Annotated in this window: 13 protein-coding genes; 4 read left to right on the top strand and 9 right to left on the bottom strand. The window is 46.2% G+C overall.

What is annotated here, in order from left to right; all coding sequences use genetic code 11:
• Positions 1-53: 53 nt before the first annotated feature.
• From argH to argC, 4 genes are all read right to left on the bottom strand, one after another.
• A complete protein-coding gene (argH, locus tag AB4503_RS09785) occupies positions 54-1,928 on the bottom strand; it encodes an argininosuccinate lyase (protein ID WP_017061136.1) in 1,875 nt (624 codons plus the stop codon).
• Positions 1,929-2,275: 347 nt separating this feature from the next.
• Positions 2,276-3,487 (bottom strand): argininosuccinate synthase, encoded by a 1,212-nt coding sequence (locus tag AB4503_RS09780; protein ID WP_017061137.1) that lies wholly within the window; start codon positions 3,485-3,487, stop codon positions 2,276-2,278.
• Positions 3,488-3,600: 113 nt separating this feature from the next.
• Positions 3,601-4,389, bottom strand: coding sequence for an acetylglutamate kinase (gene argB, locus AB4503_RS09775; protein WP_017061138.1), 789 nt, complete (start codon positions 4,387-4,389; stop codon positions 3,601-3,603).
• A 12-nt stretch (positions 4,390-4,401) separates the two neighbouring features.
• Positions 4,402-5,406: an N-acetyl-gamma-glutamyl-phosphate reductase gene (argC, locus tag AB4503_RS09770; protein ID WP_372114467.1), complete on the bottom strand. Its 1,005-nt coding sequence runs from the start codon at positions 5,404-5,406 to the stop codon at positions 4,402-4,404.
• A gap of 153 nt (positions 5,407-5,559) precedes the next feature.
• On the opposite strand from argC, the gene argE reads away from it, so the two are divergent.
• The 3 genes from argE to AB4503_RS09755 all read left to right on the top strand — a co-directional run bounded on the left by argE (position 5,560) and on the right by AB4503_RS09755 (position 10,473).
• A complete protein-coding gene (gene argE, locus AB4503_RS09765; protein ID WP_009848891.1) occupies positions 5,560-6,696 on the top strand; it encodes an acetylornithine deacetylase in 1,137 nt (378 codons plus the stop codon).
• Between the two features lie 252 nt (positions 6,697-6,948).
• Positions 6,949-9,585, top strand: coding sequence for a phosphoenolpyruvate carboxylase (gene ppc / locus AB4503_RS09760; RefSeq protein WP_372114465.1), 2,637 nt, complete (start codon positions 6,949-6,951; stop codon positions 9,583-9,585).
• Between the two features lie 348 nt (positions 9,586-9,933).
• Positions 9,934-10,473, top strand: coding sequence for a PadR family transcriptional regulator (locus tag AB4503_RS09755; RefSeq protein WP_017061141.1), 540 nt, complete (start codon positions 9,934-9,936; stop codon positions 10,471-10,473).
• 124 nt (positions 10,474-10,597) lie between these two features.
• Here the strand turns inward: AB4503_RS09755 and metF are convergent, their stop codons facing one another.
• From metF to AB4503_RS09740, 3 genes are all read right to left on the bottom strand, one after another.
• Positions 10,598-11,497 (bottom strand): methylenetetrahydrofolate reductase, encoded by a 900-nt coding sequence (gene metF / locus AB4503_RS09750; protein WP_004729683.1) that lies wholly within the window; start codon positions 11,495-11,497, stop codon positions 10,598-10,600.
• A 297-nt stretch (positions 11,498-11,794) separates the two neighbouring features.
• Positions 11,795-14,206 carry a bifunctional aspartate kinase/homoserine dehydrogenase II gene (locus AB4503_RS09745; RefSeq protein WP_137001065.1) on the bottom strand — a complete coding sequence of 804 codons (2,412 nt, stop codon included), beginning with the start codon at positions 14,204-14,206 and terminating at the stop codon, positions 11,795-11,797.
• 2 nt (positions 14,207-14,208) lie between these two features.
• Positions 14,209-15,390: an O-succinylhomoserine (thiol)-lyase gene (locus AB4503_RS09740; RefSeq protein WP_017063681.1), complete on the bottom strand. Its 1,182-nt coding sequence runs from the start codon at positions 15,388-15,390 to the stop codon at positions 14,209-14,211.
• 208 nt (positions 15,391-15,598) lie between these two features.
• Between AB4503_RS09740 and metJ the strand changes: the two genes are divergently transcribed.
• On the top strand, positions 15,599-15,919 hold the full coding sequence (metJ, locus tag AB4503_RS09735; RefSeq protein WP_004415993.1) for a met regulon transcriptional regulator MetJ: 321 nt from the start codon (positions 15,599-15,601) through the stop codon (positions 15,917-15,919).
• A 166-nt stretch (positions 15,920-16,085) separates the two neighbouring features.
• Here metJ and AB4503_RS09730 read toward each other — a convergent pair whose 3' ends face one another.
• Positions 16,086-17,393: a malic enzyme-like NAD(P)-binding protein gene (locus AB4503_RS09730; RefSeq protein WP_017063680.1), complete on the bottom strand. Its 1,308-nt coding sequence runs from the start codon at positions 17,391-17,393 to the stop codon at positions 16,086-16,088.
• 334 nt (positions 17,394-17,727) lie between these two features.
• Entirely contained in the window at positions 17,728-17,946 is a 219-nt protein-coding gene (gene rpmE / locus AB4503_RS09725) for a 50S ribosomal protein L31 (protein WP_004737142.1), read from the bottom strand.
• Positions 17,947-18,047: the final 101 nt, after the last annotated feature.

The raw sequence follows: 18,047 nt of genomic DNA, 5'->3' as shown, positions 1-18,047 counted from the left end.
CCAAAAAAGATCAGATTTTTGATCTTTTTTTTAGGAGCTATAAAATCAATGCCTTATGCAACATTAACCTTAGCAATTATCTGCTCTACCAAGTTCACTTCCAATGCCACTTCATCACACGCATGTTGACGAGGACACTGGTCACAATCTTTCAGTACCTTCTCAGGCAGCAGAGATTTCGATGTTGGTAAGAAATCATGCTTCATAAAGAACTCTGGAGTACGAGTCAGCACAAACACCTTCTTGATGGCCATTTGTCGCGCTTTCTCAACCAAGTGCTGCACAATTGCGGTACCCTGCCCTTGACCTTGCCAGCCAGCTTCGACACCCAGTGAACGGATTTCCGCTAGGCCAGAGTCATACACATAGAGTGATGCACAACCTGTCACCTCACCATGATGCTCTGCGACCGCAAACGAGCCAATATCACGCACCAGTTCATTACGAGAACGAGGTAGGTTTTCACCCATGTTCGCCCAGTAAGCGACCATACCTTCCAACGCTTCAATATCGGTCAGACGAGCAGGACGAACCTTGACGATGGACGTATCACGCTGTGATAAACGTTTCTCAGCTTGGTCAACCGCGTAAGCCACTTGCTGTGGAGATACACCGCCTAGCGCGCTACGTTTTTCAAGACACGATTCAATGGTCAGGATGTCATACACATCTTCCTCAATCACCTCAGAGAACTCTTTCATCTCTGCGATGGTTAATTCTTCTAATGCACAGCCTTTAGCAATCGCCGCCACTACCGTCACACCAACAATATGGTGAGCTTCACGGAAAGGAATCCCTTTCGCTACTAGGTAATCAGCCAATTCAGTTGAGTTCGCGTAGCCTTGTTTCGCGGCTTCAAGTGTACGTTCGCCGTTCACTTTAATGCCGTCAAAACAGAGTGCTGCCATTTCCATACAATCATTCCAAGTATCTAAAGCGTCGAACAGACCTTCTTTATCTTCTTGCATGTCTTTGTTGTACGCCAAAGGCAGAGCTTTTACTGTCATCATCATTGCCGCTAATGAACCGTAAACACGGCCAGTTTTGCCACGGATAAGCTCTAGCGCATCTGGGTTTTTCTTTTGTGGCATCAGAGATGAACCTGACGTCACGGTATCCGCTAACTCGATGAAGTTTGATTCACCTGAGTTGTAGAAAATCATATCTTCTGCAAGACGCGAAAGGTGAAGCATAGAGATAGAAGCAATCGACATTAGCTCCATCACATGGTCGCGGTCAGAAACTGAATCTAGAGAGTTGCGCGTTGCACGACGGAAACCTAAGTTGTGAGCTAACTCTTCACGGTCCATCGGGTAAGCTGTTCCAGCAAGGGCACCAGAACCCAGCGGACATGTGTCTAGACGCTTAATCGCATCATTCAAACGTGAATAATCACGCTCAAGCATTTCAACGTAAGCCAAGCACCAGTGAGCAAAAGTTACCGGCTGAGCACGTTGTAAGTGAGTGTAGCCAGGAAGCACGGTTTCTTGATGCTGAGAAGCAACGTTCACCATTTGGCTTTGTAGGCGATCCAATGCCAGTAGCAGTTGGTTACCTTGCTGACGACACCATAGTTTCAGGTCTGTCGCCACTTGGTCGTTACGAGAACGGCCAGTGTGAAGTTTTTTGCCCAAGTCACCGACTTTGCCGATAAGTTGCTGCTCAACCCAGCTGTGAATATCTTCTGCATCAGAACGTAGAATCTGTTCAGGATCTTCCATCACCTCAAGTTTTAGCTCATTCAGCGCTAACTCAAGCTTCTGTTGCTCTTCTTCTGTTAATACGTTGACCGACAGTAGAGCTTTAGACCAGGCAATTGAGCCCACAATGTCTTGCTCAGCCAATCGGTAATCAAAACGAAGAGAATCGTTAAAATCTTTGAACCGGGTGTCTGCTGCTTGGGTAAATCTACCGCCCCATAATGCCATTGTGTATCTCCTAATTGCACAGTGCTCACTGTTTTTGCAAATGATAATTCTGATTAAGATTCAGTATTTTTCTGATGGTTTAAACTTACGGCAATTCAAAATGAAAATAAAGTATTAATTCATTATTTTCACATATTTATTCACCAACAGTTCAATCCATTGATTATTTTTAGCGTGGAGCGCGAATTATATGCCATCCGATAGGAAAAACCGAAGCTGATTTATTAGGCAAATAGAAAGTAAAAAGCCCACTCACTAATCAATAGTGAATGGGCTTTGCATAATAATGTCTGTTTACTAACCTTCAATCTTTCATCAAAGGCTAGCTCACTAACTCATTGTTAGGATTACTTTTGGCTATTCAAAGCACGGATACGGCTTGATAGCGAGTAAAGGCGGATGAAGCCTTCAGCATGGCTTTGGTCGTAAACTTCATCTTCACCAAAGGTTGCAAACTCTTCTGAGTACAGGCTGTTGTCAGAACGCTTCTGAGTCACCGTTGCATGGCCTTTGTAAAGCTTGATAACCACTTCACCATTCACGTCTTGTGCTAGCTCTTCTGTCGCGGCAAGGATTGACTTACATAGTGGAGTGAACCAACGACCATCGTATACAAGGTGAGAAGCCTTAACACCGAGCTCTTCACGGAATTCGAATGCCGCTTTATCAAGAACCAGTTGCTCTACTGCACGCAGTGCTTCCATCATGATTGTGCCACCCGGAGTTTCGTAACAACCACGAGACTTCATGCCAACAAGACGGTTCTCTACGATATCGATACGACCAACACCGTGCTTAGCACCTTTCTCGTTTAGGTAAACCAGTGCGTTGTATGGCGTCATTGTTTCGCCATCAACCGCAACCACTTCGCCTTTTTCAACTTTAAGCGTCACTGTTTCAGATTCGTTTGGCGCTTGCTCAGGGTCTACAGTCCAAGCCCAGCAATCTTCGTTAGGTGCATTCCATGTGTTTTCTAGAACGCCGCCTTCTGTTGAGATGTGCCATGCGTTTGCATCACGCGAGTAAATCTTAGTAAGAGAAGCCGTACAAGGGATGTTACGCTCAGCCAGGTAATCTAGACACTCTTCACGACTCACTAGATCCCATTCACGCCATGGTGCAATTACGTGTAGATCAGGTGCTAGTGCAGCAAATGCGCCTTCAAAACGAACTTGGTCATTACCTTTACCAGTACAGCCGTGACACAGTGCGTCTGCACCTACTTTACGTGCGACTTCAACCTGTGCTTTCGCGATGATTGGACGCGCCATCGACGTACCTAGTAGGTATTTACCTTCGTAGTAAGCGCCCGTTTTCAGCGTTGGGTAGATGTAGTCAGCAACCATCTCTTCTTTAAGGTCTGCGATGTAACACTCAGATGCACCAGAAGCTTTTGCTTTCTCTTCGATACCAATCAACTCTTCGTCGCCTTGACCAACATCCGCAACAAACGCAACCACTTCACAGTCATAGTTCTCTTTCAACCATGGAATGATTACTGATGTGTCTAGACCGCCAGAGTAGGCTACTACAACTTTCTTTACGTTAACTTTGCTCATTTTCTTTCTCCTAGTTTCCATACTGCACATGGCGGTCAGCGTTGGAAATGACTTCATAATTATATGTTTATTTAATTTGTCTAAATTCTTTAAGTAGTGACTCGTTGTGAAACCTACTGAGGTAAAAACTGTGTTCCTATGCTTTTACCTGAAAACAGTTGTGTTAGCTTTTCTGGGTATCGCCAAGTGGCAACTTCGATTGGTCGTCCAAGGTCGTTAGCGGCTTCTAGTGCGGCTTGAACCTTAACGATCATGCCGTCGGTAATCACTTTGCCTGTAATAAGGTCATCGGCTTGCTGTTGATTAAGACTTGGAATGAGGTGGCCTTTGCCATCCAACACACCACTTACATCAGAAAGCAGTACCAGTTCAGCATCAAGTGCGCCCGCAACGGCAACCGCAGCTTGGTCGGCATTGACGTTCATCAGTTGACCTTGCTCAGTAAGACCAATTGAGCTAATGATTGGCAGTGCGCCCGCATTAAGAATCGCTTGCAGAACGGTTGAGTCGCCCGGCTCCGCTTTTCCTACCGCGCCCAGTTCAGGGTTCAGTTCGCTCACTTTGCATAAACCACCGTCTGCTAGGCTTAAACCAACGGCATTGATACCGTCTTTAATTGCCTGACCTTGAAGTAGTTTGTTGGCCGTGCCCGCTAGTGCACCAGCGATCACAGGGATCTGATCATAAGGAGTAACACGTAGCCCTTCTTTCTTAACGGTTTCTAGATTCAACTTATTCATCAAATCATCAACAAGGTAACCGCCACCGTGAACAATCACGATTGGTCGTTGTGCCTGTTGTTGGTAAGCAGAGATAGCACCAAATAACTTGCTAAGTGTTTCACCACAAGATAGCGCTGCGCCACCTAACTTTATGATTAATGGTTGATTATTAAGGCTCATATCTAGATTTCCTTACACTAACGCAGTTAATGGCGCAAAACCATAACGTAAATTTAAACACTGCATCGCTTGGCTAGATGCACCCTTTAATAAGTTATCAATCGCTGAAACAACGATGATGTGTTGACCTTGAACCTTCCAACCTAAGTCGCAGAAAGGTGTCTGTTCTACATCTTGAATTCTTGGCAGTGTCTCTTCGAGTAGTCTCACTGCTGGTTTACCTTGGTAAGCTTGTTCAAAGGCATCTTGTATCTGTTGTTCTGTCACGCCTTCAGCCAGTTTCATGGTGATGGTCGCTAAAATACCGCGCTTAAAGTTGCCGAGGTGTGGAGTGAAAATCACATCACATCCTAAATGTGCAGCCATTTCAGGTTGATGACGGTGATTGAAGACGCCATAAGCTTGCAGGCTTACTTCGCAGAAGCTGTTAACCATCGTCGTCTTGCGGCCTGCACCAGTCACACCGCTAGTCGCGTTAATCACTGGCCATTGGTTTTCATCCAGTAACTTGGCCTCAACCAAAGGTTTAATCGCCAGTTGTGATGCCGTTGGGTAACAACCCGCGACAGCGACAAGCTGAGCTTCTTTAATTTCTTGTTCGTTCCATTCCGCTAAACCGTAAGCCGCTTTGTCTAGCCATTGTTCGTGTTGATGTTCAAAACCGTAAAACTCTTGATAGAAGTTTTCGCCTTTAACTCTGAATGCTCCCGATAGGTCGAAGACTTGGCAATCGTTCTCTAGAAAGATTGGCGCTAGGTCGTGACTAACCTCGTGTGCCGTTGCTAAGAAAATCACATCAGACTGTTTAGCTACTTCTTCCGGATTTGTTAAAGGTTGTACTGGCATATCAATCAAACCAGCTAACTTACCGTGCAGTGCCGCAATAGGTTTACCTGCGTCTACACTATTGGCTGAGACATATAAACCTGATAGCGTGAGCTCAGGGTGTCTGTTTATCATTAGAGCCAGTTCTGCTCCTGTGTAGCCGCTTGCGCCAATGATCGTGGTTTTCAACATCTCAACACATCCATTTTTGAGGTAAGTTACATTTCAAATTTGACTATTCATACTTAATTTTTAGCTTTATTTGATTTCTTATGCATTAAATATGATTTAATATGTGTTTTACCGACTTATGGTTTTCCTGTCAATAGTAGAAGTGAAGTTATTATGCAATTACCGAGTTTTCTTGAGGTCTACAAAGGCCTAATTTCCACAGACTCTATTAGCTCGACCGATCCAAGCTGGGATCATGGCAACGAGAAAGTGATCGAAAAAATGGCTCAATGGTTTAAAGACGTAGGCTTTAGCGTTGAAGTCGTGGAAGTCGAACCCGGCAAGCATAATATGGTCGCTAAGATGGGATCGGGCGAAGGTGGCTTGCTACTCGCAGGACACAGCGACACAGTGCCATTTGATGAAGGACGTTGGAACTTCGACCCTCACGCACTAACAGAACACAACAATCGCTTCTATGGATTAGGCACAGCCGATATGAAAGGCTTTTTCGCTTTCGTTTATGAAGCGGCAAAGAAGATGGATTGGAGCAAACAGACCAAGCCGCTATATGTATTGGCAACCTGTGACGAAGAGACCACCATGCTGGGTGCGCGTCATTTCACTGAAAATGCACCGTTTAAACCGGATTACTGCATTATTGGTGAGCCAACCAGCCTTGTGCCGATTCGTGGCCATAAAGGCCATGTTGCTAACGCTGTGCGAGTAACGGGTAAATCAGGTCACTCTTCTGATCCTGCATTAGGTGTCAACGCCATCGAGATCATGCATGAAGTGTTGTTCGCTTTAATGCAACTGCGTGACAAGCTAGTCAAAGAGTATCACCACCCGGGTTTCGCAATTCCAAGCCCCACTCTAAACCTTGGCCATATCCACGGTGGCGACAGTGCCAACCGTATCTGTGGTTGCTGTGAGCTGCACTATGATGTGCGTCCTTTGCCAGGTATCAGCCTAGATGGCTTGGATAACATGCTGCGCAGCGCACTCAAAGAAGTAGAAGCAAAATGGCCGGGCAGAATTGAGATTACGCCACTGCACGAACCTATCCCGGGTTACGAGTGCCAACATGACCATCCATTTATCGGTGGCATGGAATCAGTTTGCGAAACTGAATCACAAACCGTGAACTACTGTACAGAAGCACCTTTCCTTCAAGAACTTTGCCCAACCTTAGTGCTGGGTCCAGGCTCAATCGACCAAGCTCACCAACCAGATGAGTTCCTAAGCTTCGATTTTATCGATCCAACGATTGATGTTCTGAGTAAGTCGATCCGCAAATATTGTTTCTAGTTATTACTTTTCTTCCAATATTTTCGTATAAAAGCTACCCGAAAAGGTGGCTTTTATTCTGTTATCCCAGACACAGCCTGATCTTGTAATTAAATTTCACTTTAATTCCGAACTATTGGGAAATTTACTTCTCCCGCATTTCGAAAACTAATAATTGCAAACTTAGAATGCTTTATTTGACTAGATACAGCACTTTTCGCTAGATTGTGTACTTAACAAGGAACAATGGATGTAATTTTTTTACGAGGCAGGATGACAATGAACGAGAAATACGCCGCTCTCAAGAGTAACGTAAGCATGCTGGGACGCTTGCTAGGTAACACAATCCAAGATGCACATGGTGACGTTATCTTAGAGAAAGTGGAGACTATCCGTAAACTTTCCAAATCCGCCCGCGCAGGCAACAAAGCTGACCGTGACAGCCTAGTTGAAGAAATCAAAAACCTGCCGAACGAACAACTCACTCCTGTTGCTCGTGCATTTAACCAATTTCTCAACCTCACCAACATGGCAGAGCAGTACCACACCATCTCTCGCCACTGTGAGGAGCATGTTTGTGAACCAGACGTGCTGCAATCTCTATTTTCCAAATTAAACCAGAATGACATCAGCAAGCTAGACGCGGCTCAAGCCGTTCGCGACCTGAACATTGAACTCGTTCTGACTGCACACCCAACAGAAATCACTCGTCGCACCATGATCAACAAGCTAGTTAAGATCAACGAGTGTCTGTCTAAATTAGAATTAAGCGACCTATCACACAAAGAGCGCGTGAAAACCGAACGCCGCCTAGAGCAACTGATCGCTCAAGGTTGGCACTCAGATGTGATTCGTCAACAACGCCCAACGCCACTTGATGAAGCTAAGTGGGGCTTTGCGGTTGTAGAAAACTCTCTATGGGAAGCCGTTCCTGACTTCCTACGTGAAATGGATGGCCGATTAAAAGGTTATCTTGGTGAAGGCCTGCCGATCGATGCACGCCCAGTACACTTCTCATCTTGGATGGGCGGTGACCGCGATGGCAACCCATTCGTAACGCACACCATCACTAAGGAAGTTCTGCGCCTATCTCGTTGGAAAGCTGCCGATCTTTACTTAGGCGACGTAAACGAGCTGATTACCGAACTGTCGATGACTAAGTGTAATGATGCCGTTCGTGAGCTAGCAGGTGATGAACACGAAGCTTACCGTGCAATCCTGAAGAACCTACGCACTCTACTGAACAACACGCTAGAAGTGCTGGATGCAAAATTGCATGACACAGAGGTTCCGAAGAAAGAAACACTACAGAACATCGACCAACTTTGGACACCGCTTTACGCATGTTACCAATCGCTGCACGAATGTGGCATGGGCGTAATCGCAGACGGTTCTCTGCTTGATACTCTGCGCCGCCTAAAAGCGTTCGGTGTACACCTAGTTCGTCTCGATGTTCGTCAAGAAAGTACTCGTCACTCAGATGTACTGTCTGAACTGACTCGCTACCTAGGCATTGGCGACTACGACCAATGGAACGAGCAAGACAAGATTGCTTTCTTAACCAATGAATTAAGCTCTAAGCGTCCGCTTCTTCCTCGCGATTGGGAGCCATCTGAACAGGTTAAAGAGGTTTTAGACACCTGCAAGGTTATTGCTGCTCAACCTCGTGAAGCCTTCGGTGCTTACGTAATTTCTATGGCTCGTACTGCATCAGATGTACTGGCTGTTCACTTACTACTGCAAGAATGTGGCTGCCCATACCGCATGGACGTATGTCCGCTGTTCGAAACGCTAGACGACTTGAACAACTCAGAAGCAGTAATGAAACAGCTAATGAGCATCGACTTGTACCGTGGCTTTATCCAGAATCACCAAATGGTGATGATCGGATACTCTGACTCAGCGAAAGATGCGGGCGTAATGTCTGCAGGTTGGGCTCAATACGATGCAATGGACAAACTGGTTAAGGTTTGTGATGAAGAAGGCATTGAACTGACTCTATTCCACGGTCGTGGCGGTACGGTTGGTCGTGGTGGTGCTCCGGCGCACGCTGCTCTTCTTTCTCAGCCACCTAAGAGCTTGAAAGGCGGTTTACGTGTAACAGAGCAAGGCGAAATGATCCGCTTTAAACTTGGCTTACCAGACGTTGCTGTAAACAGCTTCAACCTTTACGCAAGCGCGATTCTAGAGGCGAACCTTCTGCCGCCACCTGAGCCAAAACAAGAGTGGCGCGACCTAATGGAAGTGCTATCTCAAGTATCTTGTGAGGCTTACCGCAACGTGGTTCGTGGCGAAGAGAAATTCGTACCTTACTTCCGTCAAGCGACACCTGAACTGGAGCTAGGTAAACTGCCTCTTGGCTCTCGCCCTGCGAAACGTAACCCGAACGGCGGCGTAGAAAGCCTACGTGCGATTCCATGGATCTTCTCTTGGAGCCAAAACCGTTTGGTACTGCCTGCATGGTTAGGCGCTGGTGAAGCGATTCAGTACTCTGTAGATCAAGGCCATCAAGCCCTGCTCGAAGAGATGTGTCGCGAGTGGCCGTTCTTCTCTACCCGTCTCGGTATGTTGGAAATGGTGTACTCGAAGTGCAACATGGAAATCGCTAAGTACTACGACCAACGCCTTGTTGACGAAGAGCTATTACCATTAGGTGAGTTACTGCGTGAAAAGCTGCAAAAAGACATCAAAGCCGTGCTAAATGTTGAGAACAACGAGAACCTAATGCAGAGCGACCCTTGGGGACTTGAGTCAATCCGCCTACGTAACATCTACGTTGAGCCACTAAACATGCTTCAAGCTGAACTGCTTTACCGTACTCGTAAGTGTGAAACACCACCAGCAGAGCTTGAAGAAGCGCTAATGGTGACGATTGCAGGCATTGCAGCAGGCATGCGAAACACTGGTTAATTAGTGATTCCTACCATTCAACAGACAAAAGGTCGCCTAGTGCGACCTTTTTATTTCACAAAATAAGCAATACTGAGTTTTTTGTCAGTTTTTTGGGTTATTTTGTCCATGTATTCTACTTTATGCTTATTATTTAGATATACTACTGCTCCGCTGCGGAAACACTCCAAAAAATAATCTGCAGCATCTTGACCAATAAACTGGTCAACCTAGGTGATAAACGGCTTTGTAAGGTGACATAACCAACCGATGAGTTGGTGCTACTTAGACATAACCAATATAACGTGCCATTAGAAGCACACTTGTTGTTTAAGTATTTGTTTACTGTTTACCATTTGGATTTCAGACATGTCATTACCACACGTAATTCTAACCGTTTTAAGTACACGCGATGCTACTGGTTACGATATCACAAAAGAATTCTCCGCAAGCATTGGTTACTTCTGGAAAGCTAGCCATCAACAAGTTTACCGCGAGCTAAATAAAATGGCTCAGAACGACCAGGTAACTTGCGTGCTTGAGCCTCAAGAAGGCAAACCTGATCGTAAAGTTTACTCTATCACTGATGCTGGCCGTGGCGCGCTAGGTGAATGGTTTGAACAACCAACTGCACACCCAACCGTTCGTGACGAGTTCTCAGCTAAGCTAATGGCTTGTGCTGTACAACCTTCTGACGCTTACCGTGTACAACTTGCTGAGCTAGTAGAAGAGTCTCGCAAACTGGTTTCTCACTACCGTGAAATCGAAGCAGCTTACTACGCAACGCCATCGACACTAGACAAGCAAGCACGCCTTGAGCGTCTAACACTTCGTCGTAACCTACTTATCCGTGAAGCATGGATTGTATGGGCTGAAGAAGTACTGCTTGAACTTGGCGCTCTAGCTTAAGTTAAGCTAGAAAAGCAAAAGGCTTGAACTCTATGAGTCCAAGCCTTTTTTGTATCTATAGGATTTGAAATGTTACTGCCAGAGGCTTTTTACAAGTGCTTAGGCTTTACTTCTTAGACTTTTCTTACAGCGCAGCGACTTGCGGACGAACACCTAGCGTATGGCAAAGTGCATAAGTCATTTCTGCACGGTTTAGCGTGTAGAAGTGGAAATCTTTCACACCTTCACGGCTCAGTGTACGAACCATATCAATTGCTTGGCTAGCACCAACAAGCTGACGAGTCGTTGGATCATCATCCAAACCTTCAAACTGCTTCGCCATCCAGCCCGGTACTTTTACGTTGTTCATCGCAGCAAAGCGAGATGCTTGCTTGAAGTTAGAAACCGGCAGAATGCCCGGTACAATCTCAACATCAACGCCAGCCGCTACACAGCGGTCACGAAAGCGTAGGTAGCTCTCTACATCAAAGAAGAACTGAGTGATGGCACGGTTGGCACCCGCATCCACTTTACGCTTTAGGTTAATAAGATCAGATTGAGCGCTTTTTGCTTCAGGGTGAACCTCAGGGAATGCCGCTACTGAGATATCAAAATCGTGGCGAGATTTAAGTAGCTCGACTAGGTCAGATGCGTACATCTCTGGCGCGCCGCCGCCTGCTGGAATATCACCACGTAGCGCAACAATACTCTCGATACCATTTGCCCAGTAATCGTCGGCAATTTGAATCAGCTCTTCACGGCTTGCATCAATACACGTTAGGTGCGGTGCAGCCACTAGGCCGGTTTGGTTTTTAATTTCTTTAATGATTGAGTGGGTACGGTCACGTTCACCCGAGTTTGCACCGTAAGTTACCGATACAAATTTTGGTTGAAGTGTTTTAAGGCGGTGAACAGAGTTCCACAGGGTCTCTTCCATCTTCTCACTGCTCGGTGGAAAAAACTCAAATGACACATTGATGTTGTCAGAAAGCTCAGCGATATTCTGATTTAAAGCGTCGATATGACTAGCGTGTGTGTATCCCATCTTACTCTCCCTGTGGCAAAAGCAACCACTAAAAACTCAAATCCTTAAACGACGTTTAGACGTCTATATGTCTGTAGAATGTATTGAATACGATTTAATGTCAACAGATCCATTATGAATTTTTCTCAAGTAGATCGTGAGTAAAACTCAAGTCGTTAGATGGGTCGCAAAGCAGAAATAATGTAGAAAAAAGGCTGAAAAACACATCGTGCTTTCAGCCTTATTTATCTTAGTGAATAGTATGCCATTTACGTACTAAAACAATTGATCTGAGTTTCAAACCAACCGATCTGAGTATCAGAACAGGCTAGACATTCTGTTTAAATCAGATTGAATTGCACCTGCCGTTACTTCACGACCGGCACCTGGGCCACGAATAACCAATGGATTATCTTTGTACCATTTGCTCTCAATCGCAAAGATGTTGTCGCAAGGCAACAAGTTCGCCAGAGCATGTTCTTTCGACAGTGCTTCAACGCCTACGGTTGCCTTACCGTTCTTCTCCAAACGCGCTACGTAACGCAGAACTTTCTGTTGAGAGTGCGCTTTCTCTAAACGCTCAGCCAGCTCTTCGCTCAGTACAGAAGCTTTGTCGAAGAAGTCATCCACAGATAGATCTTGCAGCTCTGCAGGTACGAGCGATTCCACTTTTACGTTTTCAGGTTCGATATCCAAACCAGATTCACGCGCCAGAATCACCAGCTTACGCATCACGTCTGAGCCATCTAGGTCAGCACGAGGGTCAGGTTCCGTAAGGCCTTGTTGCCATGCTAAGTCAACCAACTCGCTGAACGGCACGGTGCCATCAAACTGTTGGAACAACCAAGACAACGTGCCCGAGAAAATGCCAGACAACGCAATGATGTCATCGCCACTTTCACGTAGGTCACGTACCGTGTGGTTAATCGGCAATCCAGCACCCACTGTCGCGTTGTACAACCAATGACGGCTGATCTTAGCGAAAGCATCTTGTACTTGATGGTAATACTCGCTCGATGCAGAACCTGCCACCTTGTTCGCCGAGATTAGGTGAATACCTTGTTGTGCGATTTGCAGATACTTTGCTGCAAGCACTGGGCTCGCAGTCACATCCAGAACCACTGCTTCGTCATAACCTTGAATAGAGCCCAAACGCTCTAACCAGTCGTTACCATTGTTAGCAATAGCTTCGTCGTCAAAGCGCTTACCTACCGAAGTCGCATCAATGCCTTGATCGTCGAACCAATAGGTTTGGCTATCAACCACGGCAACCAATTCAAAGTTCATTCCACGGCGCTTTTCAAGTTCCGCTTTTTGCTCAGCAAACAGGCTTAACCAGCTTGAACCAATATTGCCCTTACCACACAAGGCAATCGCAACACGCTTCTGCGCTTGGAACAGTTGAGAATGAATGCCTTTCACTAGACTTGATGTTTCACTCTTACGAATCACAGCCACCAAGCTTAAGCCTGAGTTCGCTTCTGAGATGAACTCAACCGGCGAGCTCTTAAGCTGCTGGTAGAAACCGTAGCAATGGTTAGGGTTCTTAGTCACACCCGCACCCACTGCAGCAATCAGAGAGAAACCTTCTTTTAGCTTAATCTCAGCTTCAATCGCATGGTCTTGGAGATATTCTAATGCACCACCAGCGATCTCTTCTGTGTAGGCAAGACGCAAGCAGTGTTGATCCGGTTCTAGCTCATAAGCAAGCGGCTCAAGTTGAGCACGCTTAAGCCCTTCAAGCACTTCACTCTCTAGACGGTCGAAATCATGGCCGTGACCAAAGGTCAGTTGCACGATAAGCACTTCATCCAAAGAGGTAATGATTTTTGCGCCACGACCCGATGCCAGTACACGCTCGATCTGTGTAGAGCCCGCCTCCGGCTGATAGCTGCAGCGTAAGCTGAGATCCATAGCACTTTGAGCCACAGGCTGTAGCGTTCGGCTGTGAAGCACTGGAGCGGCAAGACGAGCCAATTCGCTGGCTTCATCAAGGCGAAGTAGAGGCAATAGACACGCATCTGAAACCAGACGAGGGTCAGCGCTGTAAACGCCTGCCACATCACTCCAAATCGTCACGCGTTCAACTTCAGCCAAAGCACCAATCACGGTTGCTGAGTAATCCGAACCGTTACGGCCAAGCAATACCGTTTCACCCTCGCAGTTCTGAGCCATAAAGCCCGTAATCACCACGCGGCAATGTGCATGCTGCGCCAAGGCTTCTTTGATCAGAGGGTAAGAACGTGCGCGGTCGACTTCAGGCTGAGCGCCCACTTCTGCACGTAAAAAAGCACGCGCATCTTGAGCAACGGCTTGTAAATCATGCTGGCACAACAAAGCCGCGAGTATACGTGAAGACCAAACCTCACCGTGTCCAAGCACTTTTGCTTTTTGTGCTTCGCTCAAGGGAGCCGTTAGCTCACCCAAAGCGGTAAATTCTTGTTGAATGGTTGAAGTAAGTTGTGCGGCTGATTCACCCTCAAGCAGTGCTTCAATCAGATCGAGTTGGAACTGACGAAGTGCTTGTAGGCATTCATGGGCAATACGACCATCTTTGTCGAGCGCTTCAACAAATTCAATCAAACGGTTGGTTGTTTTGCCTGCTGCCGATACCACCACCAAATCAGATGCTGATGAGTATTCTCTAAGAATGTTGACCACGCGTTGGTAACATTCAGGATTCGCTAAACTGCTGCCACCAAATTTATGTAGCTGGCGAAAGGTTGCCATTATTAACCCTCCCCTTCAGCGATAAAGCGCTGTGTTCTTTCAAACGCTTGCTTGAGGTCATCGATTAGGTCTTCTGCATCTTCAAGGCCAACAGATAGACGCAGTAGTTGCTGAGAAACACCCGCTTCTGCTAAGGCTTCTTCACCCATCGCGCGGTGAGTCATCGACGCAGGGTGACAAATCAGGCTTTCAACACCGCCCAATGATTCTGCCAAAGAAAACAGCTCTAACTTATCAACAAAGTATTTAAGCGCCTCGAATGAGCCCGCAAACTCAAAACTGAGCATGGAACCAAAGCCCGATTGCTGTTTCTTCGCGATATCATGACCCGGATGTTCAGGAAGGCTTGGGTGGTAAATAGTGCCAACAAGATCTTGTTGCTGCAGAGACGCTAGAATTTCACGTGAGCTTTCTTCGTGAACTCGCATACGCGCACCTAGCGTACGAATACCACGTAAAGTCATGTAGCTATCAAATGGTGTGCCGGTCGCACCAATACAGTTGCCCCACCATGCTAACTCTTCAGCGTGTTCTTCTGTCTTAGTGACCACAACGCCACCAATAACATCTGAGTGTCCATTGATGTACTTAGTGGTTGAGTGGATAACAAAATCAGCACCCAGCTCTAAAGGCTTTTGGAACACAGGTGTCAAAAACGTGTTGTCGACAGCAACCAGAGCACCAACCTCTTTCGCTTTACGGCAAGTTTCTGCAATATCAACCACGCGAACCAGTGGATTCGATGGGGTTTCAATTAAGATCAACTTTGGCTTAAGCGCGAGCGCCGCATCCAGCGCTGCTTGATCCGATTGATCAACGAACAGAACTTTGAAGTCACCTTTTAGCGAGCGAGTGTTAAACAGACGGTAAGTACCGCCGTAGCAATCGTGCGGTGCAATAATAAGATCATCGCCGCCTAAGAAAGCCGAAACCCATAAGTTAAGCGCCGAAGTACCACAGTTAGTCACAACCGCGCCTTTGCCTGATTCAAGCTCAAACAGTGCCGTCTCTAATAAACCGCGGTTTGGGTTACCAGAACGGGTGTAATCGTACTTTGGCACTTCACCAAAAGCGGGAAACCCATAGTTAGTCGAAAGATAAATGGGTGGGACAACGGCATGGTGTTGCGTGTCTGACTCGATACCAGTACGTACTGCGATTGTTGCTGGCTTCCGGCTGCTCATAGGTGCTTCCTTACAAGTTTTGCGTCTGAGAATCACAGCGGCTTGTCGGCATTTTGCGGCTGTGTTAGATATATGTTATTCACTTTACTTTCATAAACGTGAGACGTCAACACTTCTAGACGTCTATATGTCTTTGCTTATGGCAGTAAATCCCGCTAAAATCACCACTATTAATTTATTCTAACAACTAAAGTGATGAAGGTACGCAATGGCCGACTGGAATGGTGAATACATAAGCCCATATGCTGAGCATGGAAAGAAAAGCGAACAAGTAAAGAAAATTACAGTTTCTATCCCTCTAAAAGTGTTAAAGGTTCTTACTGACGAGCGTACTCGCCGCCAGATTAATAACCTACGCCATGCAACAAACAGTGAGCTACTGTGCGAAGCCTTTCTACATGCGTACACAGGCCAACCACTACCAACGGATGAAGACCTTCGTAAAGACCGCCCAGACGATATTCCTGCTGAAGTGAAAAAGCTGATGACAGAGATGGGTATCGAGTTCGAAGCGTTTGACGAAGAATAAAAACAACTCAGTCACTGCCTTCATTATTGATTCGCTCTAGCTGAACCTTATTTATCACATCGCGCATAGCTTTTTATGATTGCGCTGTGAATGATAGACATAAAAAAACCGACTCCAGATGAGTCGGTTTTTTATTATTCTTTTTGGCTCAATAGAGCAACAGCTATTAAGCCATATAGTTAGCAGGCATCTCGATACGAGCTACGCCAGATTCAACAGCCGCTTCCGCAACTGCTCGTGCTACGCGAGGAAGTAGACGTGGGTCCATTGGCTTAGGAATGATGTAACCCTTACCGAACTCCAGTGCAGTCTCGCCCGCAGCTGCTAGTACTTCAGCTGGAACTTCTTCTTTCGCCAGTTCACGAATCGCTTTAACCGCCGCTAGCTTCATTTCGTCATTAATTTCGCTCGCACGCACGTCTAGTGCACCACGGAAAATGAATGGGAAACAAAGTACGTTGTTTACTTGGTTAGGGTAATCACTGCGGCCTGTACCCATGATTAGGTCAGAACGAACTTCGTGTGCAAGCTCAGGCTTGATCTCTGGATCTGGGTTTGAACATGCAAACACAACAGGCTTATCAGCCATCAGCGTTAGTGCTTCAGCAGGCAGTAGATTCGGCCCCGATACACCCAAGAACAGGTCAGCGCCTTCGATAACATCTTCAAGCGTACGCTTATCAGTGTTATTTGCGAACAGCTCTTTGTATTCGTTGAGGTCATCACGACGAGTGTGGATCACACCTTTACGGTCAAGCATGTAGATTTTTTCACGCTGAGCGCCACACTTAATCAGTAGCTCCATACAAGCAACCGCTGCTGCGCCAGCACCTAAACAAACGATCTTACACTCTTCAAGTTTCTTACCTTGAAGCTCGATCGCATTCAGCATACCCGCTGCCGTTACAATCGCAGTACCGTGTTGGTCATCGTGGAATACCGGAACATCACAACGTTCAATCAGGCGACGTTCAATCTCAAAACAGTCTGGTGCTTTGATGTCTTCCAGGTTAATACCGCCGAATGTATCTGCGATATTCGCAACTGTATCAACGAACTCATCGATTGTGCGGTGTTTTACTTCAATATCGATAGAATCTAAACCAGCAAAACGCTTAAACAGGAGCGCTTTGCCTTCCATAACAGGTTTAGAAGCAATAGGGCCAAGGTTACCTAGGCCAAGAATCGCTGTACCGTTAGAGATAACTGCAACCATGTTGCCTTTACCTGTGTACTTATAAACGTTATCGACGTTCTGTGCGATCTCGCGAACAGGCTCGGCTACGCCTGGGCTGTATGCAAGTGCTAGGTCTTCTGCAGAGTTTGCAGGCTTCGTCAGTTCTACGGCAATTTTGCCAGGAATTGGGAACTCATGGTAATCAAGAGCTTGCTGACGGAATTGTTCTTGAGGCGATAACGATTTTTCAGATGATAACGCTTGAGAGGATTGAGCTTGGCTGCTGTCTTCAGACATAGGTGTAGGTTCCTAGGATATTATTATTTGGGGGATCTTGTTCATGTTAATGGATGTACTTCAAAGTTCCTAGGTGGTTGAAGCCTCTGTCTCATTAAAAAACGAGATTTCACTACTAATAAGACCAGTGAGCAGTTGAAATTACTATCGCTTGTTGAAGTTTCGTGCTGAATTTTGGTGAAGAGAGATACGCAAGGAATTGCCCTGAAATAGAATAGAGAGGCAACTTATCGTTGGGTGAGAGTGATGCTTGAATAGAAGTCAGTGCTTTCTCAAATTACAGGCAACAAAAAAGGACACCGAAGTGTCCTTTTTCATGTCTAAATAGCGAGAATTACTTCTTGCTAGAAAGAGCACCGAAACGCTTGTTGAAGCGATCAACACGGCCGCCAGTATCTACGATACGTTGCTTACCAGTGTAGAACGGGTGACATTTGTCACATACGTCTAGGTGGATTGATTCTTTTGCTAGCGTTGAGTTGAACTCAAATGTGTTGCCGCAAGAACAAGTTGCAGTAACTGCTTTGTATTCTGGGTGGATTCCAGCTTTCATGGGATAACCTCAAGTAGGCCGTGTCGCTATACGATTCTAAGCCGCACACCACACGTAGTTTAAAAAAAGAAATAAAGACACCGCATCGACACAAAAGAGTG

This window comes from Vibrio sp. 10N.222.55.B11 (genome assembly GCF_041473705.1).
In the GTDB taxonomy this organism is placed as follows: domain Bacteria; phylum Pseudomonadota; class Gammaproteobacteria; order Enterobacterales; family Vibrionaceae; genus Vibrio; species Vibrio crassostreae_C.
Note: the sequence above shows the minus strand (reverse complement) of the source record. Positions and strands in the feature narration are given on the sequence as shown.

Bases quoted from the DNA above. Each gene is read 5' to 3' on its own strand.
- ppc (WP_372114465.1), top strand. From the start codon at position 6,949: ATGACAATGAACGAGAAATACGCCGCTCTCAAGAGTAACGTAAGCATG.
- AB4503_RS09740 (WP_017063681.1), bottom strand. From the start codon at position 15,390: ATGAGCAGCCGGAAGCCAGCAACAATCGCAGTACGTACTGGTATCGAG.
- argC (WP_372114467.1), bottom strand. From the start codon at position 5,406: ATGTTGAAAACCACGATCATTGGCGCAAGCGGCTACACAGGAGCAGAA.
- metJ (WP_004415993.1), top strand. From the start codon at position 15,599: ATGGCCGACTGGAATGGTGAATACATAAGCCCATATGCTGAGCATGGA.
- AB4503_RS09755 (WP_017061141.1), top strand. From the start codon at position 9,934: ATGTCATTACCACACGTAATTCTAACCGTTTTAAGTACACGCGATGCT.
- rpmE (WP_004737142.1), bottom strand. From the start codon at position 17,946: ATGAAAGCTGGAATCCACCCAGAATACAAAGCAGTTACTGCAACTTGT.
- argE (WP_009848891.1), top strand. From the start codon at position 5,560: ATGCAATTACCGAGTTTTCTTGAGGTCTACAAAGGCCTAATTTCCACA.
- AB4503_RS09780 (WP_017061137.1), bottom strand. From the start codon at position 3,487: ATGAGCAAAGTTAACGTAAAGAAAGTTGTAGTAGCCTACTCTGGCGGT.
- argH (WP_017061136.1), bottom strand. From the start codon at position 1,928: ATGGCATTATGGGGCGGTAGATTTACCCAAGCAGCAGACACCCGGTTC.
- AB4503_RS09745 (WP_137001065.1), bottom strand. From the start codon at position 14,206: ATGGCAACCTTTCGCCAGCTACATAAATTTGGTGGCAGCAGTTTAGCG.
- argB (WP_017061138.1), bottom strand. From the start codon at position 4,389: ATGAGCCTTAATAATCAACCATTAATCATAAAGTTAGGTGGCGCAGCG.
- AB4503_RS09730 (WP_017063680.1), bottom strand. From the start codon at position 17,393: ATGTCTGAAGACAGCAGCCAAGCTCAATCCTCTCAAGCGTTATCATCT.
- metF (WP_004729683.1), bottom strand. From the start codon at position 11,497: ATGGGATACACACACGCTAGTCATATCGACGCTTTAAATCAGAATATC.